At 66.4% G+C, this 23,379-nt stretch carries 24 protein-coding genes; 9 read left to right on the top strand and 15 right to left on the bottom strand.

Features of this window, described 5'->3' with window-relative positions; translation table 11 throughout:
- Nucleotides 1–4: 4 nt before the first annotated feature.
- The 4 genes from ACQPW1_RS38520 to ACQPW1_RS38505 all read right to left on the bottom strand — a co-directional run bounded on the left by ACQPW1_RS38520 (nucleotide 5) and on the right by ACQPW1_RS38505 (nucleotide 2,496).
- Nucleotides 5–262 (bottom strand): F0F1 ATP synthase subunit C, encoded by a 258-nt coding sequence (locus ACQPW1_RS38520; protein ID WP_040742384.1) that lies wholly within the window; start codon nucleotides 260–262, stop codon nucleotides 5–7.
- Nucleotides 263–308: 46 nt separating this feature from the next.
- On the bottom strand, nucleotides 309–1,076 hold the full coding sequence (gene atpB / locus ACQPW1_RS38515) for a F0F1 ATP synthase subunit A (protein WP_433665455.1): 768 nt from the start codon (nucleotides 1,074–1,076) through the stop codon (nucleotides 309–311).
- A gap of 26 nt (nucleotides 1,077–1,102) precedes the next feature.
- Nucleotides 1,103–1,504, bottom strand: coding sequence for a hypothetical protein (locus tag ACQPW1_RS38510; protein ID WP_433657608.1), 402 nt, complete (start codon nucleotides 1,502–1,504; stop codon nucleotides 1,103–1,105).
- Between the two features lie 416 nt (nucleotides 1,505–1,920).
- Entirely contained in the window at nucleotides 1,921–2,496 is a 576-nt protein-coding gene (locus tag ACQPW1_RS38505) for a DUF2165 domain-containing protein (RefSeq protein WP_433657606.1), read from the bottom strand.
- A gap of 236 nt (nucleotides 2,497–2,732) precedes the next feature.
- Between ACQPW1_RS38505 and ACQPW1_RS38500 the strand changes: the two genes are divergently transcribed.
- Genes ACQPW1_RS38500 through ACQPW1_RS38485 form a run of 4 tightly spaced genes read left to right on the top strand, consistent with a single transcriptional unit; the run spans nucleotide 2,733 to nucleotide 6,485 of the window.
- Nucleotides 2,733–4,577: a hypothetical protein gene (locus ACQPW1_RS38500; RefSeq protein ID WP_433657604.1), complete on the top strand. Its 1,845-nt coding sequence runs from the start codon at nucleotides 2,733–2,735 to the stop codon at nucleotides 4,575–4,577.
- Nucleotides 4,574–4,756, top strand: coding sequence for a hypothetical protein (locus ACQPW1_RS38495; protein WP_433657602.1), 183 nt, complete (start codon nucleotides 4,574–4,576; stop codon nucleotides 4,754–4,756). Before ACQPW1_RS38500 ends, ACQPW1_RS38495 begins: the two co-directional genes overlap by 4 nt.
- Nucleotides 4,753–5,151, top strand: coding sequence for a hypothetical protein (locus tag ACQPW1_RS38490; RefSeq protein WP_433657600.1), 399 nt, complete (start codon nucleotides 4,753–4,755; stop codon nucleotides 5,149–5,151). The genes ACQPW1_RS38495 and ACQPW1_RS38490 overlap by 4 nt, the downstream gene beginning before the upstream one ends.
- Entirely contained in the window at nucleotides 5,148–6,485 is a 1,338-nt protein-coding gene (locus ACQPW1_RS38485) for a hypothetical protein (RefSeq protein WP_433657598.1), read from the top strand. Before ACQPW1_RS38490 ends, ACQPW1_RS38485 begins: the two co-directional genes overlap by 4 nt.
- Here the strand turns inward: ACQPW1_RS38485 and ACQPW1_RS38480 are convergent, their stop codons facing one another.
- The 5 genes from ACQPW1_RS38480 to ACQPW1_RS38460 all read right to left on the bottom strand — a co-directional run bounded on the left by ACQPW1_RS38480 (nucleotide 6,486) and on the right by ACQPW1_RS38460 (nucleotide 12,895).
- Nucleotides 6,486–7,763 carry an ABC transporter permease gene (locus ACQPW1_RS38480; protein ID WP_433657596.1) on the bottom strand — a complete coding sequence of 426 codons (1,278 nt, stop codon included), beginning with the start codon at nucleotides 7,761–7,763 and terminating at the stop codon, nucleotides 6,486–6,488.
- A complete protein-coding gene (locus tag ACQPW1_RS38475) occupies nucleotides 7,763–8,920 on the bottom strand; it encodes an ABC transporter permease (RefSeq protein WP_433657594.1) in 1,158 nt (385 codons plus the stop codon). Before ACQPW1_RS38475 ends, ACQPW1_RS38480 begins: the two co-directional genes overlap by 1 nt.
- A 19-nt stretch (nucleotides 8,921–8,939) precedes the next feature.
- The gene (locus tag ACQPW1_RS38470; RefSeq protein ID WP_433657592.1) at nucleotides 8,940–10,496 is read right to left on the bottom strand and encodes an ABC transporter ATP-binding protein; all 1,557 of its coding nucleotides are present in this window, start codon (nucleotides 10,494–10,496) and stop codon (nucleotides 8,940–8,942) included.
- Nucleotides 10,497–10,523: 27 nt separating this feature from the next.
- Nucleotides 10,524–11,618: a BMP family lipoprotein gene (locus ACQPW1_RS38465; RefSeq protein WP_433657590.1), complete on the bottom strand. Its 1,095-nt coding sequence runs from the start codon at nucleotides 11,616–11,618 to the stop codon at nucleotides 10,524–10,526.
- A gap of 134 nt (nucleotides 11,619–11,752) precedes the next feature.
- Nucleotides 11,753–12,895, bottom strand: a complete 1,143-nt coding sequence (locus tag ACQPW1_RS38460; protein ID WP_433657588.1) for a metallophosphoesterase — start codon at nucleotides 12,893–12,895, stop codon at nucleotides 11,753–11,755.
- A 245-nt stretch (nucleotides 12,896–13,140) separates the two neighbouring features.
- Here ACQPW1_RS38460 and ACQPW1_RS38455 point away from each other — a divergent pair, with 245 nt between their 5' ends.
- Nucleotides 13,141–14,283 carry a diguanylate cyclase domain-containing protein gene (locus tag ACQPW1_RS38455; protein WP_433657586.1) on the top strand — a complete coding sequence of 381 codons (1,143 nt, stop codon included), beginning with the start codon at nucleotides 13,141–13,143 and terminating at the stop codon, nucleotides 14,281–14,283.
- Nucleotides 14,284–14,416: 133 nt separating this feature from the next.
- On the opposite strand, the gene ACQPW1_RS38450 is transcribed toward ACQPW1_RS38455, so the two are convergent.
- Nucleotides 14,417–15,133: a hypothetical protein gene (locus ACQPW1_RS38450; protein ID WP_433657584.1), complete on the bottom strand. Its 717-nt coding sequence runs from the start codon at nucleotides 15,131–15,133 to the stop codon at nucleotides 14,417–14,419.
- Nucleotides 15,134–15,912: 779 nt separating this feature from the next.
- Here ACQPW1_RS38450 and ACQPW1_RS38445 point away from each other — a divergent pair.
- Nucleotides 15,913–16,647 (top strand): hypothetical protein, encoded by a 735-nt coding sequence (locus ACQPW1_RS38445; protein ID WP_433657582.1) that lies wholly within the window; start codon nucleotides 15,913–15,915, stop codon nucleotides 16,645–16,647.
- On the opposite strand, the gene ACQPW1_RS38440 is transcribed toward ACQPW1_RS38445, so the two are convergent.
- The 3 genes from ACQPW1_RS38440 to ACQPW1_RS38430 are packed head-to-tail and all read right to left on the bottom strand — an operon-like array spanning nucleotide 16,634 to nucleotide 18,825.
- Entirely contained in the window at nucleotides 16,634–17,554 is a 921-nt protein-coding gene (locus ACQPW1_RS38440; protein ID WP_433657580.1) for an aldose 1-epimerase family protein, read from the bottom strand. The two genes, ACQPW1_RS38445 and ACQPW1_RS38440, sit on opposite strands and share 14 nt — an antisense overlap.
- A 56-nt stretch (nucleotides 17,555–17,610) precedes the next feature.
- Complete coding sequence (locus ACQPW1_RS38435; protein ID WP_433657578.1) at nucleotides 17,611–18,456, bottom strand: SPFH domain-containing protein; 846 nt, start codon at nucleotides 18,454–18,456, stop codon at nucleotides 17,611–17,613.
- A gap of 9 nt (nucleotides 18,457–18,465) precedes the next feature.
- Nucleotides 18,466–18,825, bottom strand: coding sequence for a DUF5994 family protein (locus tag ACQPW1_RS38430; protein ID WP_433657576.1), 360 nt, complete (start codon nucleotides 18,823–18,825; stop codon nucleotides 18,466–18,468).
- Nucleotides 18,826–19,043: 218 nt separating this feature from the next.
- On the opposite strand from ACQPW1_RS38430, the gene ACQPW1_RS38425 reads away from it, so the two are divergent.
- Entirely contained in the window at nucleotides 19,044–19,775 is a 732-nt protein-coding gene (locus ACQPW1_RS38425; RefSeq protein ID WP_433657574.1) for a TetR/AcrR family transcriptional regulator C-terminal domain-containing protein, read from the top strand.
- Between the two features lie 4 nt (nucleotides 19,776–19,779).
- On the opposite strand, the gene ACQPW1_RS38420 is transcribed toward ACQPW1_RS38425, so the two are convergent.
- Nucleotides 19,780–20,601 (bottom strand): TetR/AcrR family transcriptional regulator C-terminal domain-containing protein, encoded by an 822-nt coding sequence (locus tag ACQPW1_RS38420; protein ID WP_433657572.1) that lies wholly within the window; start codon nucleotides 20,599–20,601, stop codon nucleotides 19,780–19,782.
- A 117-nt stretch (nucleotides 20,602–20,718) separates the two neighbouring features.
- Here ACQPW1_RS38420 and ACQPW1_RS38415 point away from each other — a divergent pair, with 117 nt between their 5' ends.
- Both ACQPW1_RS38415 and ACQPW1_RS38410 read left to right on the top strand, forming a co-directional pair.
- Nucleotides 20,719–22,011, top strand: a complete 1,293-nt coding sequence (locus tag ACQPW1_RS38415; protein ID WP_433657570.1) for a fatty acid desaturase family protein — start codon at nucleotides 20,719–20,721, stop codon at nucleotides 22,009–22,011.
- Entirely contained in the window at nucleotides 22,008–22,502 is a 495-nt protein-coding gene (locus ACQPW1_RS38410; RefSeq protein WP_433657568.1) for a DUF5994 family protein, read from the top strand. Before ACQPW1_RS38415 ends, ACQPW1_RS38410 begins: the two co-directional genes overlap by 4 nt.
- On the opposite strand, the gene ACQPW1_RS38405 is transcribed toward ACQPW1_RS38410, so the two are convergent.
- Entirely contained in the window at nucleotides 22,503–23,312 is an 810-nt protein-coding gene (locus tag ACQPW1_RS38405) for an SAM-dependent methyltransferase (protein ID WP_433657566.1), read from the bottom strand.
- Between the last annotated feature and the right edge of the window lie 67 nt (nucleotides 23,313–23,379).

Raw genomic sequence — 23,379 nt, 5'->3', positions numbered from 1 at the left:
CCGGTTACTTGCCGGGAGTCGCGAATACGAAGAGGGCCATGAAGGCTAGATTGATGAAGTACGCCGCCTCGACCAGACCGACGGTCAGGAAGAAGATGCCGCGCAACCGACCCTCGGCCTCCGGCTGACGGGTAACACCATTGATCAGCGCCGCGCCGGCCAGGCCGTCACCGATGCCTGCGCCGATGGCGCCGCCGGCCATGATGATGCCGCCGCCGATGAGGGCGCCCTGGATGATGGACGCGGTGGTTGGGTCTGCCATTTTCTACTTCCTATTCTCGGATGTGGACTCGATCGGCACTTACCGATCAGTGGTGTTCGTCTTCCAACGACATCGACTGGCTGAAGTACAGGACTGTCAGCAGCGCGAAGATGAAAGCCTGAATTCCGCCTACGAACAAGTCGAACAGTTTCCAGACGGCATTGGGACCCCAGCTGATCCAGAAGGGGAAGAGCGTGATCACGGACAGCATCACGCCGCCCGCGAACATGTTTCCGAACAATCGCAGGGACAGCGAAAGCGGCTTGGCGATTTCCTCGATGACGTTGATGAACACCATCGGGCCCCAGCCGGTGTGACCCTTCAGCAGCGCCTTCACGTGTCCGAATGGACCGCGCCGCGCGATGCCTGCGGATTGGTAGGCGATGAACACGAACAACGCGAGCGCGTAGACGAAGTTGACGTCCGAGGCGGGCGGCGCGAGCAACTCACCGTCGCCGATCTGCACCGGCAGCACGGACAGCCAGTTGGACAGCAGGATGTAGACGAACAGGGTGACCGCGAGCGGCAGCGCGAACGGCGCGACCTTCATGCCGATGGCGCTTTCCACCTGGGTGCGCATCTGTACCGTCACGGTTTCGAAGAACAGCTGCACGCCGTTCGGCACCCCGGAGGTGATCTTGAGCCGCAGGTAGAAGGCCAGGCCGAGCACGATGAGCGCCGCGACCGACGTCGACACGATGGTGTCGACGTTGAAGGACATACCGAAGACGTGTGCGACCGCGTGGTGGCCGACCTTGATCTTCGGTTCCTCGGCGGGAGCCTCTTGGGCGAGCAGCGTGACGCTCGAGGCCATCTGGGCAAACGAAATGGCTGGGATCGTCATGGCGTCTGGCGAAGCCCTTTCAATTCAGGCAGGACAGTGTTGAGAACCAGGGCGACTTGAAAGAGAGCCAAGCCGAAGAAGATACCGACGCCATTGGGTCGTGCGAAGAAAGCCACCAGGATGGCGACGGCGGTAATGCCGAGCAGTCGTAGCGCCGAGGAACCTACCAAACGCTGCTTGCTCGGTGCTTCGGAACTGGCTATTCGGGTGATGGCCCACAACGTGATTTGGGCATTCAACCAACCAGTCGCCAGTCCGGCGCAGATGAAGGTACCGAGCAGCAGTCGGTCTATCAGGCCGGTTATCCCCAGGGCCAGCACACCCAGAGCGATCGCGGCAATGGCCGCGCGCCGTATTTGGATCTTATTCACGTCCACACCGACACCGCCCTCGCCCATACCCCCACCTCATAGTGGGGGACGTGATGAATCGATAGCATACACATGCCAACCTCCCTGCGTGGCAAGGTTTTTGATCTTTCTTGACTTGATCTTGAAATTGGCTACAGACATCATCTGGTTACTTTCGCGAACCGTTCTTCGCGCACATCTAGTACACGTGCGGCGCCATTCATGAAGTCCCGCAGAGCCTTTTCGAAACGAGTTGACGTGGGAAAAGCCCGTCGCCCACGGAATTAACTCGGACGCGATCGATGGAGCCGGGGTCTGCGTGCGAGGAGTATAGCCACAAGGTTGGTAAATCAGTGGCAACACAGCGACATCCGGCAGGGGGCTTGTCGATGACATGTCAGCGCCGATTTCGGTTTGCCCCAACTTGTGCGCTTCGCCCGTTTTGTCCGACTTTTGGATGCTGATTACTTGCTGTCGGCGACTGCCTGGTCCAATGGTCGAGGTAAGTCCCGCTCGGGCAAGTGCACAATAATCAGCCCGACCGCCGCGATCAGGAAGTTCTGCAGCGCAGCCGAAGACGCGTTGACCTCTTTGTTCGCCCACATCCGGAACCATTCGCCGGCGACCGTCAAGAATCCGCCGAGAAACAGCAGCAGCACCATGGTCCAGCCGAGGCTCGACAGCTTGGCGGCGACGCCGGGACCGACGCGGAGGCGGCGCGGCCGGCCGCTCAGTTCGCGCAACCACGCCACCGCGGCGGCCAGCAGCACGAAGGCGATCAGGAACTCCCAGATCACGACCAGGATGTAGGCGACCAGCGCGACATTGCCGCTGGTGATCGCCCGCCAATCGGTGCCGGAGTTGTGGATGGTGGATCGCATAGACAGCACGGCGGCCACGCCGCGCCGGTTGGTGACGGTGTCGGTGCAGTTGGTGAACGCGACGAACAGGTAGTAGAAGCCGGTGATCGTCGCCAGCGTCGCGACCGCCATCCGTCGGCTGCCCACGACGTCGAGCATTCGGGTACCACTGAGTGTCATCTGCCCTGCCTCGGATCGACTATCGACGAGTAGTGCGGGAACGTCCCGGTTTTCGCTCGCCGGACATCGCGGGGCGGGTCGACAAGATCGACAAACTGGGAGCCGACCCCAGTTTAGGGGCGGCCGCGCTGTGAGTGGTCCCAGAACTGGCGGCGACGCGTGATCGGCTGCATACCTCGGTGTTCGGTGGGCATTCGCCGTTGAAGAGACTTCGAGTTACACAGAAAGCGGTCGCGATGAGGCCTGAGTTCGCGGTGGTAGCAAAGGGTTCGGAGGGCGGCGGGGCCGCGTTGAACCAGGTCATCGGATTGACTGCCGCCGCGGTGCTGATCGCGGCGGGCCTGTTCTGGCTGGCCTATCTACATCGCACCCGCCGGATCACCTGGCTGAAGACCGCGGCGGATCGGCTGGGCCAGTGGGGGAACCGGCCCGGTTGGGTCGCGTTGCCGATCGCGCTGTTCATCACGACCATCCTCACGGCCATGTTCGGCTTCATCTGGGATGTGAGCCTGCACATCGGCAAGGGTCGTGACCCGGGGCCACTGGCCAATCCGGCGCACTACTTCATCTTGGTGGGCCTGTTCTTCCTCTTCATCGCGGGGATGCTGGCCGTCATCCTGCCGCTGGACGAGAAGCCGGGTCCGGCGGCCATCCGGATCACCCGCACCTGGCATGCCCCGGTCGGCGGGGTGCTCATGGCGGCGGTCGGCTTGTATGCCCTGATCGGCTTCCCGCTCGACGACATCTGGCACCGGCTGTTCGGCCAGGACGTCACGCTGTGGGGACCGACGCACCTCATGCTGATCGGCGGCGCCGGACTCTCGCTGGTCGCGGTACTGCTGCTGGAGTTCGAAGGCCGACTGGACCGGCCCGATCCGGATCGCGCCGACGGCCCGTTCCTGTGGTTGTTCCGGTCGCTCGCGTTCGGTGGCCTGTTGATCGGATTGTCGGTCTTCCAGGTCGAATTCGATTTCGGGGTCGAGCAGTTCCGTCTGGTCTTGCAGCCGATGTTGATCACCGTCGCGGCCACGGTCGCGCTGATCTCGGCGCGCTACACGCTCGGGCGGGGGAGCGCGCTGGTGGCCGTGGTGTTCGCGTTCCTGGTCCGCGGTGTGGTCGCGGTGCTGGTCGGTCCGATCCTCGGCGAGCCGCACAACGTGTTCCCGCTGTACCTCGGTGTTGCGGTGGTGGTTGAGCTGATGGCGCTGTTGCCACTCATCGATAGGGCCGTGTGGTGGGGCGCGGTCACCGGTTTGGTCGCCGCCACAGTCGGAATCTGGCTCGAATCGCTGTGGGTAGCGGGCATGTTCGTCGATCGCTGGCCGACGAGCATGTGGCCGGAACTGCTCGCGATGACGGTCCCGGTCGGCGTCGCGGGCGGCGCGCTCGGCGCCCTGCTCGGAATGATCCTGCGGGGTGAGCCGTTGCCGCGGCCCCCGCTGCGGCGCGGCATTGTCATCGCCGCGGTGCTGATAGCCGCCGCGGCGACGGCGAACGGGTTGCGCATCGACGTCCCCGAGAATGCCGCCGCGGCAGTCCGATTGCAGGACGTCGAACCCGCGCACGGCAGCCGGATGGTGACCGCCGACGTCACGCTGACTCCGACGGACCTGGCGGGCGACGACCCCGAGTGGGTGCAGGTGCTCGCCTGGCAGGGCGGTGTCGGCTCGGCGAGTCCCGGTCGTGGCCTGGTGATCGATCAGTTACAACGGGTGGGGCCGGGCCACTACGTCAGCACGAAACCTGTTCCGGCCTCGGGCAACTGGAAGACGGTGCTGCGGGTGCAGGACGGCCGGGTGCTGACCGGGTTGCCGGTCTACCTGCCGGACGATCCCGGCATCGATGCCGAGGAGGTGCCCGCGCTCGGCGAGTTCACCCGGCCGTTCGTCTCGGAAACCACCGTGTTGCAACGGGAACGCTCGTCCGACTATCCGTCCTGGTTGTTCACGCTGGCGTCGTTGATCGTGCTCGTCTGCTCGTTGGTGATCATCTGGGCGCTGGCCTGGGGCGCGGCCCGGATCGACCTCGCCTACCGGGCCGACGTGCGCGCGGAGCGGCTGGCGCAGGCGGCCCGCCGGTGACGTATGCGCAGCGTGTCGAGGTGCTCGCCAGTCATTCGATGTTGCTGGCGATCCCGGCTTTCGTGCCCGCATTGGCGGTGGTCGGCGTCATTCTTGGCATAGCGATGCGTGATCGGCGATCGGAGCGCCGCGAGGCCGAGCGGGACGCCGAGCCGCATGATCGGGAGGAGAATTCATGATCCGCACAGCCCGAATCAGTGCAGTTGTCGCGCTCATCGCCGTGTCGGGCCTGGTGGCCGCGTGTGGCACGTCGGTCGATTCACCGGCCGCTCGCACGGCGGCGAGTGTCTCGGTGGACATCCCCGCCGACGTGACCATCGCGGTCCGCATCGCGGGTGGTTCCGTCACGCCGACGAACACCAGGACCGAGGCCAGGCTGTACCAGCCGATCGTCATCAAGGTGGACAGCGACGCCGCTGACGAGCTGCACCTGCACTCGGAGCCGAGTCAGACGTTCGCGGTCGAACCGAAGTCCGGGCAGGAGTTCCGGTTCATCGTCACCGTGCCGGGACGGGTCGACGTCGAACTCCATCACGCCGGTAAGACGGTGACCACGCTGCTGATCCGGCAGTGACCCGGTCGCTCGCGCACGGGCTCAACGGCTCGGCGGATCTGCCGATTCCCTTGACCTACGCGCTGATCGGTGCGGCATGGGCGTTGACGTTCTCGTTCGCGATTCTGCTGGTGGCCTGGCGGCGGCCACGGCTGGATCCGGACGCGCCGGGTCGGCTGTTGCCGTCTGTCGTGCGAGCCGTGATCGATTCTCGGGTGGTTCGGATCGTGCTCGGGATGGTGGGCGTGGCCGCCGCGGTCGTGGTCGGGCTGGTTGCGGTGTTCGGTTCTGCTTCGCCGCAACGCAATCCGGTGCCAGGGGTGTTCTACGTATACGTCTGGGTCGGGGTGATGCTTGCGTCGCTTGTGATCGGCCCGGTCTGGAAGGTCGTCTCGCCGATGCGTGCGCTGCATCGGTTCGGATCCTTCGTTCTGCGCCGAAGTCCCGATGCGGGCTTCCGCCAGTACCCGTCGTCGTGGGGATGCAGACCTGCGGTGCTGGGGCTGTTCGCCTTCGTCTGGCTCGAACTCGCTTCCCCCGACCCGGGTTCCGTTGCGGCGGTGGGTTGGTGGCTGTTCGGATACGCCGTGGTGACGCTGGCGGGTCTGGCGGTGTTCGGGACGGTGTGGGCCGAGCGCGCCGATCCCTTCGAGGTGTACAGCAGTCTGCTGGCGCGGCTCAGTGTTTTCGCGCGCCGCTCTTCGGGCGAACTGGTGCTGCGTGCTCCGCTCAGCAATCTGGCGGGGACCCCGGTGCTGCCCGGATCGGTGGCGCTCGCGGCAACCTTGCTGGGCTCCACCGCTTTCGACAGTCTTTCCGCACTGCCCGGTTGGCGGAACCTCGTCGATTCACTCGGTGGCGGTTCGGTTTTCGGCGCGACGCTGGTTCGCAGCATCGGCCTGCTCGCCGTCATTCTGATCGTCGGTGTCGTCTTCACCGTGGCCGCCCGCGCGACCGGTGGTCTCACCCGCGACGAACGCGCCGAGCTGCCCGGCCTACTGGCACACAGCATCACACCGATCATCGCCGGTTACATCGTCGCGCACTATCTGACTTTCCTGGTGGAGAAGGGGCAGGCCACGCTGTTGCTGTTCGCCGATCCGTTCCAACAAGGCTGGGACATCGGCGGACTGGCGCACTACCAGGTGCACTACGTGCTGTCCGACCATCCCACGGTGCTCGCCACCACGAAGGTGCTCGCCGTGCTCACCGGTCATGTCCTCGGCGTGACGGCCGCGCACGACAAGTGCCTGCGGCTGCTACCGCCGAAACATCGTGCCACCGGCCAACTCGCGCTGATGCTGACCATGGTCGGCTACACCTTCACCGGTCTGTACCTGCTGTTCGGCGGTTGATCACCCAGGGACGTACGGTTCGCCGTCGGCCTTCGGTGGTCGCACCTGCCCGACCGCGCCCGCCACGGCGATCACCGTCAGCAGGTACGGCGTCATCTGCAACACCTCGGTCGGAATGGGCGTCGCCAGCACCTGCAACTGGCCCTGCAAGGCCTTGGTGAAGCCGAAAAACAGTGCGGCACAGGTCGCGCCGAGCGGATGCCAGCGCCCCATGATCACCGCGGCCAGCGCGATGAACCCGTTGCCCGCCGTCATCTCCTTGGTGAAACCGCCGGTCGATCCGATGGTGAAGTAGGCGCCGCCGAGCCCGGCGATCGCACCCGCGAGGAGAACGGCCTGGTACCTGACCCGCAGCACCTTGATTCCGACAGTGGCGGCGGCCCGCGGATGTTCGCCGACCGCACGGACCCGCAGTCCCCATCGTGTCCGATAGAGCACGAACCCGAGCACGGCGACCGCGACGACCATCGCGTACACCAGCGCGGTCTGATCGAACACCGTCGGCCCGATGATCGGGATAGACGACAACACCGGAATCGCCAGCGGCTGCATGGTTCCCGGGTTGTTGAATCGGGCCGGGCCGTCCGTCAGGTCGGTGAACTGATCGAACAGGAAGCCGGTGATGCCGGTCGCGAACACCACTAGCACCACGCCGAGCACGATCTGGTTGACCAGATATCGGATGGAGAACACCGCGAGCAGCCAGGCGATGAAGACACCCGCGAGCACCGCGCCCACCGCTCCGACGAAGAAGCTGCCGCTGACCGTCGCGATGATCGCGGCCGCGAACGCACCGGCCAGCAGCTGACCCTCGATGGCGATGTTGATGACGCCGGCCCGTTCACACAGCACGCCCGCCAGCGCGCCGAGAATCAGCGGCGTCGACAGCGCGAGGGTGCCCTGAATCTGGTTGGTGAGCGGGAAGATCTTGCCCGAGGCCGCCCAGCACACGAACGTCACCACGAACGCGACGCCGAACACCGTGAACAGCACGGCGGCCCACCGGCCGGTCAAGCCGCGCCACAGGTGCGCGATCGCGATCGCGAGGGTGATCACCGACAGCAGCAGCGCGGCCGGTTTGGCGGGCACGTTGAGATCGGACGGACCCACGGCATCCGGTGCGCCCAAGCGGAAGTCGACGGTGCCCGATTTGGTGAACACCGCGAGCGCGACGGCGGTGACGGCCAGGCTCAACAGCAAGATGCCCAGGCGGAGCCGTTGCTGATGCTTCTCCGGTGACTCGAGCGCGCGGGCGGGGCCGGTTGTGGTCGTCACCATCAGTTCCACCCTTTCGCGAGCACGGCATCCGCGCGCTCGGCCCGGATCCGGAAGACGGTGCGCACCAAGGCCGGTGCCGCGACCAGCACGACGATCACCGCCTGCAACACGGTCACCAGGGTGAGCGGTGTGCCGGTGGCCGCCTGCATCTCGTTGCCGCCCGCGTTCAGCGCGCCGAAGAGCAGCGCCGCGTACACGGTGCCGATCGGACTGCCGCGACCGAGCAGTGCCACGGTGATGCCGTCGAAGCCGAAGGATCCGGCGATTCCGTTGGTCAGCGGCAGGTCGGTGCCGAGTACCTGCTGGGCACCGGCGAGTCCGGCGAGGCCGCCGGCGATGAGCATCGCCAGCACGTACGTACGGCCGACGTTCATTCCGGCCGTACGCGCCGCGTCGTGGTTGGCGCCGACCGCCCGCAGCTGGAAACCCAGCGTCGATCTGGACAGCAGCCACCACACGAACGCGGCCGCGGCGAGGGCGACCAGCAGCCCGAGATGCAGTCGGGTATCACCGAATCGGGGGAGCTGCGCGGTCTCGTCGACCACCGGGCTGATCGGCTCGTTGCGGCCCGGTCGCTGCAACCACGATGTGGTGAGTAGCCAGGTGAGTGCGTAGAGCGCGACGTAGTTGCCCATGATCGTGGAGATGACCTCGTGCGCGCCGGTGCGCGCCTTCAGTAGTCCGACGATCCCACCCCACAGCGCGCCACCGGCGATACCGGCCGCCAGGGCGACCACCACGTGCAGCACCGGCGGCAGATGCACCGCGAAACCGACCCAGCCCGCGAACAGTGCACCGGCGATGAGCTGACCCTGTGCGCCGATGTTGAACAGACCGGCGCGGAACGCGAGCGTCACCGCAAGGCCGGTGCAGATCAGCGGGGCGGCGGCCACCAAGGTCTCGGCGATCTGATGCTTGCCGCCGAACGCGCCGAGGAACAGCGCCTTGTAGGTATCCGCCACCGCGGTGGTCGCCGCCGACACCGTATCCATCGGCCGCGCAAAGAAATAGCCGATTGCACCCGTCACATTCGGATCGCTGATGATGATCAGCAGCGCGCCGACGACCAGCGCGAGCAGTACTGCCAGCGCGCTGACGATCAGTTCCCGTATCCAGGGCCGGTCGCGCCCACCCGCCGCCCGACCGCCACCCCTCATCGAATCGCTGCGCGATGCTTTAGCCAATGTCCCTCCCCGGCTGCGCGCCCGCCATCATCAGGCCGAGCTGATCGCGTGGGGTGTCCGGCCCAACGATGCCGACGATCCGACCGCGATACATGACGATGATCCGGTCCGAGAGCGCGTAGATCTCGTCGAGTTCGGTGGAGACGATCAGCACCGCGGTGCCCTGATCACGTTCGCGGACAATGCGTTTGTGCACGAACTCGATCGATCCGACGTCCAGGCCGCGGGTGGGTTGACCGGCGATGAGCACCTCCAGCGGCCGGGACAGCTCCCGGGCCAGGACGACCTTCTGCTGATTGCCGCCCGACAGGGTGCTCACCGGATCCGCGGTGGAGCGGACACGGATGTCGAACTCCTCGACCCGTTGTGCGGCATTGCGTTTCACCGCGGACTGGGACAGCACGCCGTGCCGGGAGAACTCCGGCCGGTCGATCAGATCCAGCACCAGGTTCTCGGCGACGCTGAACGTGCCGATGCAGCCGTCGTGCGAACGATCCTCGGGCACATAACCGATTCCGGCGTCGAGGTGCTGCCGCGGCGATCGGCCGACGACTTCCCAGCCGCCCACGGTGACGGTGCCCGCCACCGGCGTCCGTAGTCCGAGTAGCGCGCTGACCAGTTCCGACTGGCCGTTGCCGACAACGCCTGCGATGCCGACGATTTCGCCGCCGTCGACGCGGAAGGACACCTCGTCGACGACCACGGATCCGGCCGCGTCCACCACCGTCAGATCGGTGACGACCAGGGTGGGTCCGGTCGGCGCGGCAGGTGTCTTGGCGACCACCAGTTCGACCGACCGGCCGACCATCAGTTCCGCGAGTTCGGCTTCGGGCGTGGCCGGTTCGACGGTGCCGACCACCGTGCCGCGGCGGATGACGGTGATCCGGTCGGCGATCCGGGTGACTTCCTTCAGCTTGTGCGTGATGAAGATGATCGAGGTGCCGTTCGCGGCGATGGAGCGCAGCACCTCGATCAGTTCATCGATCTCCTGCGGGGTGAGCACGGCGGTCGGTTCGTCCAGAATCAGCACTTCGACGTTGTTGGCCAACGCCTTCAGAATCTCCACCCGCTGCTGCTCGCCCACCGAGAGGTCGGCCACCAGCGCGTCCGGGTTCACCGGAAACCCGTAGCGTTGCGACACCTCCCGCACCTGCGTGCGGGCCGCGGCCCGATCGAGCACGGCGAAACCCTTGGTCGGTTCCCGGCCGAGGATGATGTTCTCCGCGACGGTGAACACCGGGACCAGCATGAAATGCTGGTGCACCATGCCGATTCCGGCGGCGATGGCATCACTGGGCGACAGGCAGGTGACTGCCTTGCCGTCTAGAAGGATCTCGCCCTCGTCAGGCTGTAGCAGCCCGTAGAGCATGTTCATCAGCGTGCTCTTGCCCGCGCCGTTTTCGCCGAGCAGGCAATGGATTTCGCCCGGTTCGACCACCAGGTCGATGTGGTCGTTGGCCAGCACGGGGACGGCAGCCGGCGAAGCCGGCGGGGTGGGTGAGTACCGTGAGCCGAATCGTTTGGTGAGACCGCGTAATTCGAGCCGCATATCGCTCCCGTGATTGACGGCCGCGGCTCACTTGGCTGCGGGCTGGGCCTTCGACGTGAGGGTGATCTTTCCGCTCGCGATATCGGCTGTGAGCGCGGTGATTTCGCTCTTCAGCTCAGCCGGGATGGTGGCGTCGAACTCGTGGTACGGGGCCAGGCTGACGCCCTTGTTCGCCAAGGTGCCGACGTAGGCCTGATTGCTGAACTGTTTGTTGTAGGCCTCGGTGATCGTCTTCGTCACTGCGACATCCATCAACTTCTCCACGCTGCTCAGCAGCGACGAACAGTACTCGGCGGCGCTCACGCAGCCGTCGGTGTCGACCCAGATCGCGGTGACCTTGCCGCCGGAGGAGTGCGCGGCCTCCAAGGCGCCGAGGCCTGCCGGACCCGCCACCGGGAGAATGATGTCGGCGCCCTGGCTGATCAGATCATTGGCCTTGGTCTTGCCGATGTTCTTGTCCTGGAAGTCGTTGGTGATCACACCCTGCTGGGTGGCCTCGTCCCAGCCGAGCAGCTGGACCTGCTTGCCCTTCGCCTTGTTGTAGTAGGCGATGCCCTCGGCGAAGCCGTCCATGAAGATGGCGACGGTAGGGATGTTGATCCCGCCGAAGGTGCCGACCTTGCCGGTCTTCGTCTGGGCCGCGGCCAGATAGCCGGCCAGGAACGACGGCTGGGCGGAGTTGAAGGTCAGCCCCTGCAGGTTCGGCAGCGGCGGGTTCTTCGCGGTGTCGGTGTAGGCGTAGTCGACGATCGCGAAGTTGATGTCTGGGTTGGCCTTGGCCGCGGCGTAGGTGGCGTCGCCCTGCTTGAAGCCGATCGTCACGATGATGTTGCACTTCTGCCGGACCATCGTGTTGATGTTGGTCGGATAGTCGTTGTCCGACTTCGACTCCAGCTGGGCCTTCGAGATGCCGAGTGCGGCGACCGCGTCGGTGACCCCCTTGAAGGAGGTCTGGTTGAACGACTTGTCGTCGAACCTGCCGGAGTCCGAGACCATGCAGGCCTTGAAGTCCTTGGCGCCCGCTTCGCCGTTCTTGCCCTGCTCGGACGGCGGACTACCGCACGCCGCGACGGCCAGTACGAGAACACCGGCAGCGGTGAGGGTCTGCGACAACCTGCCCATTTTGCCTCCTGAAACGCGATACCCCGCAACCCAACTCACCGAACCTGCCGAGGGAGTGCAGTGGTGGAGGGGAGTTTAAGACGCGGAACCGATCTTGGCTCGGTTTCCGCGTCATCGGGACAATCGGGACAGGGCTATTCGCTGGCGGGGGCTGTGCGCAGGACCAGGACGGTGACCTCGCTGGGGACGAAGACGCGCAGTTGGGGGCCCCAGAAGCCGGTGCCGCGGCTGGTGTAGAGCTGGGTGCGGTCGCCGTGGCGGCTCAGGCCTGCGACGACGGGTTGGTCGAGGCGGACGAGGTAGTGGAACGGCCAGATCTGGCCGCCGTGGGTGTGGCCGGAGATCTGCAGCGCGACTCCGGCGGCCGCGGCGGCGGTGATCTGCTTGGGCTGGTGGGCCAGCAGCACCACCGGCAGCTGCGGGTCGGCACCGGCGAGGGCGGTGGGTAGGTCGGGGCCGTGGCCGGGCAGGCCGACGCCGGTGGGGTCGTCGATGCCCGCGATGACCAGTCGGTCGCCGCCGCGGTTCACCGTCTGGTGTTGGTTGTGCAGTGGCTGCCAGCCGATCGAGGCCATGTGGTCGATCCAGCCCTGTGCGTCGCCGAAGTACTCGTGGTTGCCGGTGATGTAGAACCGGCCCAGTGGCGCCTCGACCTTGCCGAGCGGGTCGACCTGCGGGTGCCGTTTCGCGACCGAGCCGTCCGCGAGATCGCCTGCGTGACAGGCGATATCGGGACGCTGTTCGTTCACGACCGCGACGACCTTCTCCGACCAGCGCAGTCGATCCAGCGCGGCGAAGTGCGTGTCGGTGACGACAACCAGGCGCAGTCCGTCGAGGCCGAGTCCGAGCCCGGGGATCGACACGTCGACCGTGCGCACCCGCGGCACCCGCCGTGCTTCGATGATTCCCCAGACCACCAGGGCGACCGAGACCGCGAACACGCCCGTCGCGACGATGCGCGAGCGGGCCGGATCGTGCACGCCCCCAACGGTCAGCCCCAACCCGACGACGTTGCCGATCACCGACCAGCTGAACACCACCCAGGCCACGCCGAGCAGCGTGTCGCCCACGATGGACGCGGCATCCGATTGCGCGGGTCCGTGTCCGAGGAACATCGCCGCGGGCAGGCCGACGAAGGCGAGTACGAACACCGCGGTGCCGAGCCAGAACAGCGGGCCGGTGCCCTCGGTGGGCGCGCCGACCAGGGTCCACCACGGGACCAGGAACAGGATGGCGGGGATCGCCAGAAACAGGGCAACGCGGGGCACGTATTTCAAGAGACCATCCTCGTCGGCAGGGGTGCTGCTGCGCGCGGTCCCTCCGCCCGGCGCGGGCGTTATCGACGATAACAGCGCGCAGCCGCGGCCCACCGGTAGCGGATAGGTGCGCAGGCGCACGGACCCGAACCAGCGCAACCCTCGGTTACAGTTAATCGTCAGCTATTGCGCAAGTTATGCGGGCGGTAGGCCCAACCGGCCGACGGCACGATGCCGACACCGGGCCGACACAAGGCGGTGACTCGATGGGTGACGTTCGGCCGATCCTTCAGGCATGGTGGCGCGACCGGGTCGACTACCGCTGGGTGGTCGCCACGTTCCGCGCTCGATCCGCGCTCGCACCGATGAAGATCATGGTCGGCTCGGGCGGCCTCGTGATGGTGGTGATCACGGTGCTGGCCTTGGTTTCGCATGCGGGCCAGTCCGGGACATTAGGGGTGACGCAAGCAATCATCGCGGCGACGCTGGCGGGGCTCTGGACGTTGCGCTGGTGGTTGCTGCCGTGGCCGAGTGCGGCGGAGTCACTGGTATGGGTCGCGGTGGTGGACCTCGCGGTCACCGCCAACAACGTGATGGTCCAGGATCGTCTGCTCGGGGCACTCGGGATCGTCCTGCTGGTGACCACCGGCGGTTATGTGACGATCTTCCACGGGCTACGGATACTGGCCGTGCATATCGGCTGGTCGGTGCTGTCGATCGTGCTGGTCGCGACCCTGCTGGTGATCGGCTGGCCGGGGGAGAATCCGCACGCTACCGGCGACCTCGCGCTCGGTGTCGGTGTCGCGTTCGCCAACATCGCGGTGGCCTGCGTGGTGCTCCCCATCGTGCAGTTCTCGCACTGGCTGCTGCGGCTGGACGCGCTGTCGGATCCGCTGACCATGCTGCTGAATCGGCGCGGCCTCGACGTCCACCTGGCGAACCTGGCGAGTTCGACCGCCGATCGTGCGGTGTATGTGGTGCTGTTCGACCTGGATCGATTCAAATCCGTCAACGACAACATCGGGCATGCGTTCGGCGACGAGGTGCTGGTACGGACCGCCCGCTGCCTGCGCGCCGCCGGGCCACCCGGCGCCGTCGCGGCGCGCACCGGCGGTGACGAGTTCGTCGTCGTCGGTTGGCTGGCGGACGGGGCCGTCGGCGCCGTCGCCGAGCGGCTGCGCGACGCGATCGAGACGATGGCCGGTCTGCCGATCACGATCACCGCCAGCGTCGGGGTGGCGGTCGCCGACCCGGTGCGCGACGCCGATCCGCGCACCGGTTCGATCTATCGGAGCCTGTTCCGGCGCGCGGACTCGGCGATGTATCGGGCAAAGCAACTCGGCGGCAACGCGGTTGTCGTCGCCGAGTCCGCGCCTGGGTACGTCACCACGGTCCAGAAATCGGAGTAGCACGAGTCACGGGCGAGTCGATCGTGTGCCCAGCGGGTCCGCACGGTCGCGCCGGGGCGGTCGTGCGGACCTGGTCTGAAACGTGTTGGGCGGAAGGGCAATCGGCTCGGCTATGCGGCCGGTTCGTGCCGGATCAGCAGGAGCCGCTGCCGCTGCCGCCTGTGCCGGGTGCGCCTGCGACGAGGCCCGCGCCACCGCTGCCGCCGTTGCCGCAAGCGCCGAGAGTGCCGGTGCCGGTCTTGGCCCCGCCGTTGCCGCCATCGCCGCCTGCCCCGCCGGTGCCGAGGACGCCGCTGCCGCCGTTGCCGCCGCGTGCGCCCGCACCGCCGTTGTTGGTTGCGCCGGAAGCGTTGCCGCCGTTGCCTGCCCTACCGCCGCGTCCGCCGGTATCGACGGACACCGCGTTACCGCCGAGGCCGCCCGCGCCGCCGGGCGCGCCTGCCGTGCCCGACCCGCCGGTAGCGCCGGCACCGCCGTTGCCGCCCGCGCCACCTGCCCCGCCGGAGCCGCCATTGGGGCCGCCGAGTCCGCCGAGGCCACCTGCGCCACCCGAACCGAGGACGCCGAGTCCGCCGTTGCCGCCGATCCCGCCCGCGCCGCCTGCGCCGCCGCCGAATCCCGCGCCGCCGTTACCGCCGGTGCCGCCTGGGCAGTTCGCAGTGCCTGCGCTGCCGTTGCCGCCGACGCCACCTGCTGGCATCGAGGCCGTGCCGGGGGCGCCGTTGGCGCCGTTCATGGCATTGCAGGCGGCGAAAGCCGGTGGGGCAATGGCGATCATGGCGCCTGCGGTCAGGACGAGGCCGCCGAAGAGGGCGGCGATACGAGTGCGTGCGGTGCGATTGCTGGTCATGATTATGCTCCTATATTGCTGATGCGCTGCGGCCGATATGAATCGGTCTTGGTGGCGCGTGTTTCTCGATTGCTCCGCTGCGGAGAGAAATAAGGCGAATGGGCAGCGCGTCACGGCGCATTCACCGGCTCGCCGTTTATGGGCAAGCCAATTACTTCGCCGGTTTCGTCAGCGGTTTGTGGAGATCGGAACTCCGCGTCGGGCATGGCTGTCGCCGAGTTCGGGCTGTCATATGTAATCCGTTGCTACCGAGGCTGTTACGGATGGCCGCATAGCGTGGCCATCATCGCTGTGGAACGTCTTGGCGCCGGTTATGAAGCACTGACATTTGCGAATACATATCCATACTGTGGATCATCTGCCAGCAGTGGACGTCAATCGGATGTCACCATGGGCTGGAGCAGCGAATTCAGCCTACGCCTTTTCGGCGTCGATTACTACGGAGTCTGCGCTGGGTAAAGCGGTTTACGGATTTTCACTTTGCAATTTCGAGAATTGGGTAGGCTATTGCTTCCGGCGTCGGCGATTTTGCTGGAGCCGTCCGGTCGGGGTGGCGGCGTAATCGAGTGTCCAGACGGTGAATAACGGGCGGTCAGCAAGGGGCCGGTTTGTGACAACTATTACCGCGTGAACAACCCTTTCCTTTGTTGACGCGTCTTGAATTCTGGCCATAACGTGACGCCTCAGCTTTTTCTCTCGGACGAGGTATCAGTACGATGGATGTTCGACACGCTGCGCTACCGCGTCTGTCCAGATTTGTTCTGGGAGTAGTCATTTTGATGTCGGCCGGGACGGCAGTCGTGGCGTCGGTCGCGAACGCCGATCCTGATCCGCAAGATCTGGACACCCTGTTCGGCGGGATGGGATCGCACCAGGTAGAGCAGACGGCCGCCACGGTGACTTGCCCTGGACCTGGGGCGTTGAGCGGTGAAAACATGGTCGTGCCGCGGCGCTGTCAGGGCACATTCCCGTTCGGATCCGGATCGCCGGTGGGTGTCGAGTACTACTATCCCGCCGATATCGATCGGCTGGGCAAGGCGCCCGCGGTCGTGTTCACCCCCGGCATCCTCGCCGACCCGGGGTTCTACGACGCGATGCTGAAGCAGTGGGCCAGTTACGGTTTCATCGTCGCGGTCTCCTTCGACTACCTCAACACCCTGTCGGAGATGCAGTTCGTCGGACTGGGTGGGCTGAAAGAGCGCGACCTCGATCCGGCCTCGCCGCTGGCCGGGAAGGTCGATTTCAGTCGAATCCTGTTGGCCGGTCAGTCGGCCGGTGCCGGTAGCGCATTGCTTGCCTCGAACATCGCGCCGCGATTCCGCGCGCTCGATCCCACCTTCCGAGTGGTCGGATCGCTGGCCCTGGAGCCGGGTCCGTTGGCGCCCACCAACTTTGTGCCTACGCCCACGTTGATCATCCAAAACGCCAGGGGCTCGGTGGTGCCCGCCGGGTGGTGGGTGGACTGGTATCAGTACCCGGGGCAAGCCGTAATTCGTCTGGTCAGGGACGAGTGAGCCGGGCGCCCCAGCTGGTCTGCACGGTCGCGCCCGGGGTCAGCCGGATCAGGCCGTCGCCGCTCTGAAAGGCGTTGGGCGGGCAGGTCATCGGCTCGACGGCGAGGCCGGTGCGCTGGCGTGCCGGTGCGAGGGTGTCGGCGGTGAACAGTTGGATGACCGAATAGGAGTCGTCCGCCCAGAGCTCGGCGACGGCGCCGTCGTTGCCCTGCAACCGAACCCAGGCTCGTCCGGCGTCGTCGCGGGCCAGGTCGGTGAACGGTTGATCGATCGTCAACGCGCCCAGCGGTTTCGGTGTGGCGAAGTCGAATGACGTGCCGCGGACGGGCTCGGTGCCGACCGGGAGCTGGCGGTCGGGGTCGGTGACAATCCGGGTCGCGGCGTCGAAATGCAGGATCGCGTCATCGATCCGGCCGTTCCCCGGCGAGAGGTACGGGTGCTGGCCGCAGCCGTACGGCGCCGCGGTGTCGCCGAGATTGGTCGCGGTGGTGGTGACGGTCAGGCCGTCGTCGGACAGGGCGTAGCAGATGGCGACGTCGAGATAGAACGGGTAACCCTTGCGCGGGTGCAGCGTGGTCCGCATGGTGACCTCGTTCTCCTGCGCGTCGGTCGCCCGCCACGGCCGCCAGCGCAGTAGCCCGTGGATCGCGGTGTGCTTCGCCGGTTCGGTCAACGCGAGCTGATGGTCGACGCCGTCGAAGCGGTACTTGCCGTCCGCCAACCGATTCGGCCACGGAATCAACGCGGCACCGTGACCGCCGTCGGACATCGCCAGCACGTCGTAGGGCTCGAGCACATCCCGGCCACCCACCCGGTACTCCCGGATACCGCCGCCGACCTCGACGATCACGGCCCGTTGGTCTCCCCGGCCGATCGAGAACTGCTGTCCGGAAGGTGGCGGAGTCATAACTGAGGACGGTACCGCGCCCGCCGTCGACCACCTTGCCGATCCCGCGAACGGCCTCAATCCGACGTGGTCGCGGCTCCGTTGGGTACCGGCGGCGCGGTCCGGGCCTGGGTTGCGGCGTGTAGCGCGGTGGCTGCCGTGGTCTCGCGGGCGAAGAAGGTGCCGACGTCGCCGATCGCGCTCATCAGCTGGGCCGGGAAGACGACGGCGGTGTTCTTGTCGACGCCGAGGTCGATCAGGGTCTGCAAGTTGCGCAGCTGTAGCGCCAACGGGTGCGCCATCATCGTGTCGGAGGCGTCACCGAGCGCCGCGGCGGCCATCGATTCACCCTCGGCGGCAATGATTTTCGCGCGCTTCTCCCGCTCGGCCTCGGCCTGACGGGCCATGGCCCGCTTCATGCTCTCGGGCAGTTGGATGTCCTTGAGCTCGACCAAGGTGACCTCGACACCCCATTCCAGGGTGGTCGTATCGAGGATCTCCCGAATGCCCGCGTTGATGATGTCGGTCTCGGCGAGGGCCTGGTCGAGGGTGTGCTGTCCGACGACCTTGCGCAGCGTGGTCTGCGCGATCTGATCGATTGCCGCGTAGACGTTTTCGATCGCGACGACCGATCGTTCCGCATCGACGATGCGGAAGTAGGCCACCGCGGAGATGTCGACGCTGACGTTGTCCCGGGTGATGATGCCCTGCGACTGGATCGGCATGGTGATGATCCGCATCGTCACCTTCCGCAGCTGATCGACCACCGGAATGATGAAGTTGAGGCCGGGCTCGCGGACCGCGATCACCCGCCCGAGCCGAAACAGCACGCCCTTTTCGTATTGGGTGACGATGCGAATCGACAGCGCCGCCGCGATCAGCGCCAGCACGACTACGGCCGCGAGAATGACGAATACGTTCATGATGTGCGCCTAACTCAGGGCTGCTGGTTCGGGGGTGACGGCGGCCATCAGCGCCGCATGCGCGAGCTCTTCATCGGTGGCCGAGGGGATGACGCGCAGCACGATCATGCCGGTGTCCCTGCCGAAGATGTACATGGTGTTCCACACTTCGAAGGGATAGGCGTCGAGCCGGATCACCCGATCGCCGACGGTCAGCTGCTGCGGTGCCTGCGACCAACCCGCCGGGTCGTAGACGACGCGCCAGATCGGTCCGAGCCGAACGGTGAGGACTGCCAGGAGATCCGGCAGTTCGGCGGTGAGGTCGGGGGAGTGCGGCCACCATGCGCCGTCGACGTATCCGCCGCTTTCGGCCTTGGGCTTCAACCGCAATCGGGGTGTGTATTCGGGTGGAACCGGGTGTCGGGCCGACGGAGTGAGGTGCTGAGCTGGTGTGCTGACACTCCGGCTTCGGCCGCGCGGAGTCCTGACCATGGCGATCCTCGGATCTGTGGGTTGACTCCAGTAGACACCGCGTGTGGCATAGTGTCAACGTCGTAGGTCTACACCAGTAACCTACCGAAAACGCCGAGGGAATGAGGCCTACTCGTATGACTGAGCCGCCCGCCAAACGCGGTAACTCTCGATCGGGAAACTCGCGCGCCGACGGCGTGACCTCGGTGCGGGGCGAGAGTCCGGTTACCAGGGCTGCGGTGTTGGACGCGGCGCTGGAGATCATCGACGCCGATGGTGTGGACGGGCTGTCCATGCGGCGACTTGCCGACTCGGTCGGCCGGGATCCGATGGTGATCTATCGGCACGTGCCGAACAAGGCCGCGGTCCTCGACGGTGTCGCCGAGATCGTCTTCGCGCAGCTGTCGGTCGACCCCACCGATACGGACTGGGTCGCTCAGCTGCGCAAGGTCGCGCGGGACTTCCGCGGACTGGCATTGGCGCATCCGAAGGTGGTTCCGCTGTTGGTGACCCGCCCGTTGGCGACGCCGCTCGGGTTGCGCCCCACGTCGGTGGTCCGGCCGCTCGAGGACATGCTCGCGCTGCTCACCCGGGCCGGCTTCGCGGGAGCGGATGCGCTGCATATCTACCGCGCGCTGTTCGGATTTCTCTACGGCCATGTCCTCAACGAGTTGCAGGAGATCGTCGAACGCCCCGACGAGACCGACGAGGTGCTGCGGCTTGGGCTGCATCGGCTGCCGATCGCCGAGTTCCCGCTGCTGCGTGAACTCGCGCCGGTGCTGGCCGCCTACGACGGCGCCTTCGAACTGGAACGTGGACTCGACATCCTGCTCACCGGCCTCGCCGCGACCCTGCCCGGCCCCGGCTGACGGCTCAACCGGCTCCGCCCTCGGAGTCCCAACGCTGCTGTGCGGCAACCGATTCGGCTTCCCGGTCAGCGCTGTCCCGGTCGGCGGCGCTCGGCGGCGTCGTGATCGGTGTCATGGTTGTGTTGAGGCCGTCCATCAAAATGTCCAGGCCGAGTTCGAGTTCGGCGAGACCGTCGTAGGCGGCGAGGTCCGAGGCGAGGCTGCGGAGCAGCGGGAATTCGCCGATCGGTAGGCGGTTGAGACCCATGCGTAGCAGGTCGGTCGTTTCCTCCGGTCGTTCGACGACTTCCTGTAACTCGTTGAGGATGTGGCCGTAGAGGAATCCGAACAGCGCGCGATAGATATGCAGTGCGTCCGTGCCGCTGAAATCGGCGTGGGTGAGCAACTCGAGCATGTGTTCCAGCGGCCGCAGGGTGCCCGTCGGCCGCAGCCCGATCGGTGTCGCCAGCGGGTGGGTCACCAGCAGCGGAACCACATTCGGATGGGCCACCGCCAACCTGCGGAAATCACGTGCGACGACGCGCAATTGGTGCTGCCAGTCGGGGTCGGTGGCGTCGACCGACAGTTGGGCGAAGACGATCTCGGCGACGCCGTCGAGCACCGCGGCCTTGTTCTCGGCATGCCGGTACAGCACCATCGGGTCGCGGCCGAGCGCCGCGCCGAGGCGCCGCATCGACAGTTGGTCGATGCTGTCCCTATCGATGATCTCCAGTGCGGCCGCCAGCATCGCGGCCCGGGTCAATGGGTTGTTCCTGCCGTTCTTACGGGCAGGGGGACCTGCCTCGGCGTCCGGGGGGTCGCCGGGGCCGGCCCTGATTCGATTCATGGAATCCAGCACCTCGTCCATCTAGATCCAGCACACCGTCCAGCTAAAGGGTGCGTTGTCAACGATGTAAGCCTACGCTGTAGACAGACGCTGTAACGGAACTCGAGGACACCAAGAATGGCGATTACCGAAGTTGCTGCCTATGCGCACCTGAGCGCGGCGGATGTCGAGGCGCTCGGCTTGGAGCTCGATGCGATCCGCCGCGACATCCAGGAGCAGCGCGGTGCCCGCGACGCGAGCTACATCCGTCGCACGATCGCGTTCCAGCGTGCGCTCGACGCCGCGGCCAGGCTGACGATCGGACTCAGCCGCGGCCGCACCGGCTGGCTCGCGGGGACCGCCGGGCTGGCGCTGGCCAAGAGCATCGAGAACATGGAAATCGGCCACAACGTCTGCCACGGTCAGTGGGATTGGATGAACGACCCGGAGATCCACTCCAGCACCTGGGAGTGGGACATGGCCGGTGTGTCGGCGCAGTGGCGCTATTCGCACAACTATCGCCACCACGTCTATACGAACGTGCTCGGCATGGATGAGGACATCGGATTCGGCGTGATGCGGGTGACCCGCGACGAGCGCTGGAAGCCGGGACATCTGCTGCAGCCGCTGCGAAACCTGTTGCTGGCGGCCACCTTCGAGTGGGGCATCGCGCTGCACGGCCTGTATTCCGAACGCGATCGTGCGGTGGGCGCGGTGGAGAAGGCCGCGCAGACCAAGGCGTTCCTCGGGAAGATCGCCAGGCAGACCGGCAAGGACTATCTGCTCTTCCCCGCGATCAGCGGACGACGCTGGCGGCGCACGCTGGCCGCGGACGCGAGCGCGAACGTGCTGCGCAACCTCTGGGCCTACGTGGTGATCTTCTGCGGCCACTTCCCTGATGGCGCAGAGAAGTTCGAGCCGACCGTGGTCGCGGACGAGACCAAGGGGGAGTGGTACCTACGGCAGATGCTCGGCACCGCGAACTTCGACGCGGGCCCGATGCTGGCGTTCCTCAGCGGAAACCTCTGCTACCAGATCGAGCACCATCTGTTCCCCGACCTGCCGAGCAACCGGTACGCCGAGATCGCACTGCGGGTGCGGGCGCTCTGCGACAAGTACGACCTGCCCTATACAAGTGGGTCACTGCTGCATCAGTACATGTTGACCCTGCGCACCATCCACAAACTGGCGCTGCCGGACAGCCTGCTGACCGCCACGTCCGACGACGCTCCGGAAACCGCCTCGGAACGAAAGTTCAATGGCGACAAGGTATTCGACGCTCCCGATACTGTCCGGCCGCTGGGCCGCAACGGGCTGCGTACCGCGCTGCGGCGGGCCGAGAAGTCTCGGGTGGCCATTCGGCGGTCGCAGCGCCGTCCGATTCGGATCAACCCGGCCGATACCAGGCCGAGGCAGGAGGATCGGCCATGACGAAGACCCGCGTCGGTGAACGGACGCTGCGCCTGCGGCTGAAGCCGAAAGCGCCGAAGACCGGGTACGTCGACGGTGCCTGGTGGCCGCACAGCGATGAACTCGCGGCTGAGCTGCCCGCGCTGCTCGCGGCCGTTGCCGGTCGGATCGGGCCGATCCATCACGTGGCCTATCCACTCGGCGAATGGGCCAGAACATCCGGTGAACTCGTCATCGCCGGGCAGACCGTGCGGGTCGAAGGAATTCGGCAGGGGACCGTGCACACGGTCGAGCTGCTCGGCGTGAAGAACCGCAGGGTGGTCCTGCTGGTCGTGCCGCCCGCGACCGTCGAGGGCGACGCGGCGGCGACGATGACCTCCGCGTCCGCCGTGGACGACGAATCGGCGGTCGACGAGCTGCTGACCATCGGCACCCGCCAGCGCGGCGATCGTGCCGACGGCGTCACCGCGGTGCAGCGCTGGGTCTCCGAAGGCGGCGCCGACCGCCGGTGATCAGGGGATGCGGGCCACCGCACCCAGCATGGAGACCGCCTCCGGCCTCGGGTGCGGCCGCCATTCGCCCGGCCGCCACGTCATCACCGAGCCGATGCCCGGTGAGACCAGATCGAAGTCGGTGAAGAAGCGGGTGAACTCCTCGGTGGTCCGTAATCGGAACGGGACACCGCTGCGCTTGTTGGCCGCGTTCGTCTCGGCGAGGTCGTCGGGCGAGAGATGGTCGCTGGTGGCATGGGTCATCACCAGGTAGCTGCCGGAGGGCAGTGCGTCGCACAGCTTGCGGACCAGCTCGTACGGGCCGTCGTCGTCGGTCATGAAGTGCATGATGGCCACCAGCATCAGCGCCACCGGCTGGTTCATGTCGAGGACCCGGGTCAGGTCCGGGTGGTTGAGGATGCGGTCGGGATCGCGGATGTCGGCGTCGAGATAGGCGGTCGCGCCCTCGGGTGAGCTGTTCAGCAGGGCCCGGGCGTGCACCAGCACGATCGGGTCGTTGTCCACGTAGACGACGCGCGACTCGGGGGCGATGCTCTGCGCGATCTCGTGCACATTGCCCGCGGTGGGCAGGCCGGCGCCGATGTCGAGGAACTGCCGGACGCCCTCGTCGGCCAGGTAGGCCACCGCGCGCCGCAGGAAGCTGCGATTCTCCAGCGCGGCCAGGCGGATGGTGGGAAACGCCTCGGCCACCATGTCGGCCGACTCCCGATCGGCCGGGAAGTTATCCTTGCCGCCCAGCCAGTAGTCGTACCGGCGCGCCGGATGCGGTTTCGACACATCGATCTTCGCGGCTACCGGTTCCGAGTTCACAACGCCCTCAATTCATCTCGACTATTGTCATCATGTCAGCTCGAGTTGCGAACCGGTAGCGATGGTG

Origin of the sequence: Nocardia sp. CA-128927 (assembly GCF_050955855.1) — a bacterium.
Lineage (GTDB): Bacteria > Actinomycetota > Actinomycetes > Mycobacteriales > Mycobacteriaceae > Nocardia.
The sequence above is the reverse complement of the archived record's forward strand: the minus strand, read 5'-3'. Positions and strand labels throughout refer to the sequence as shown.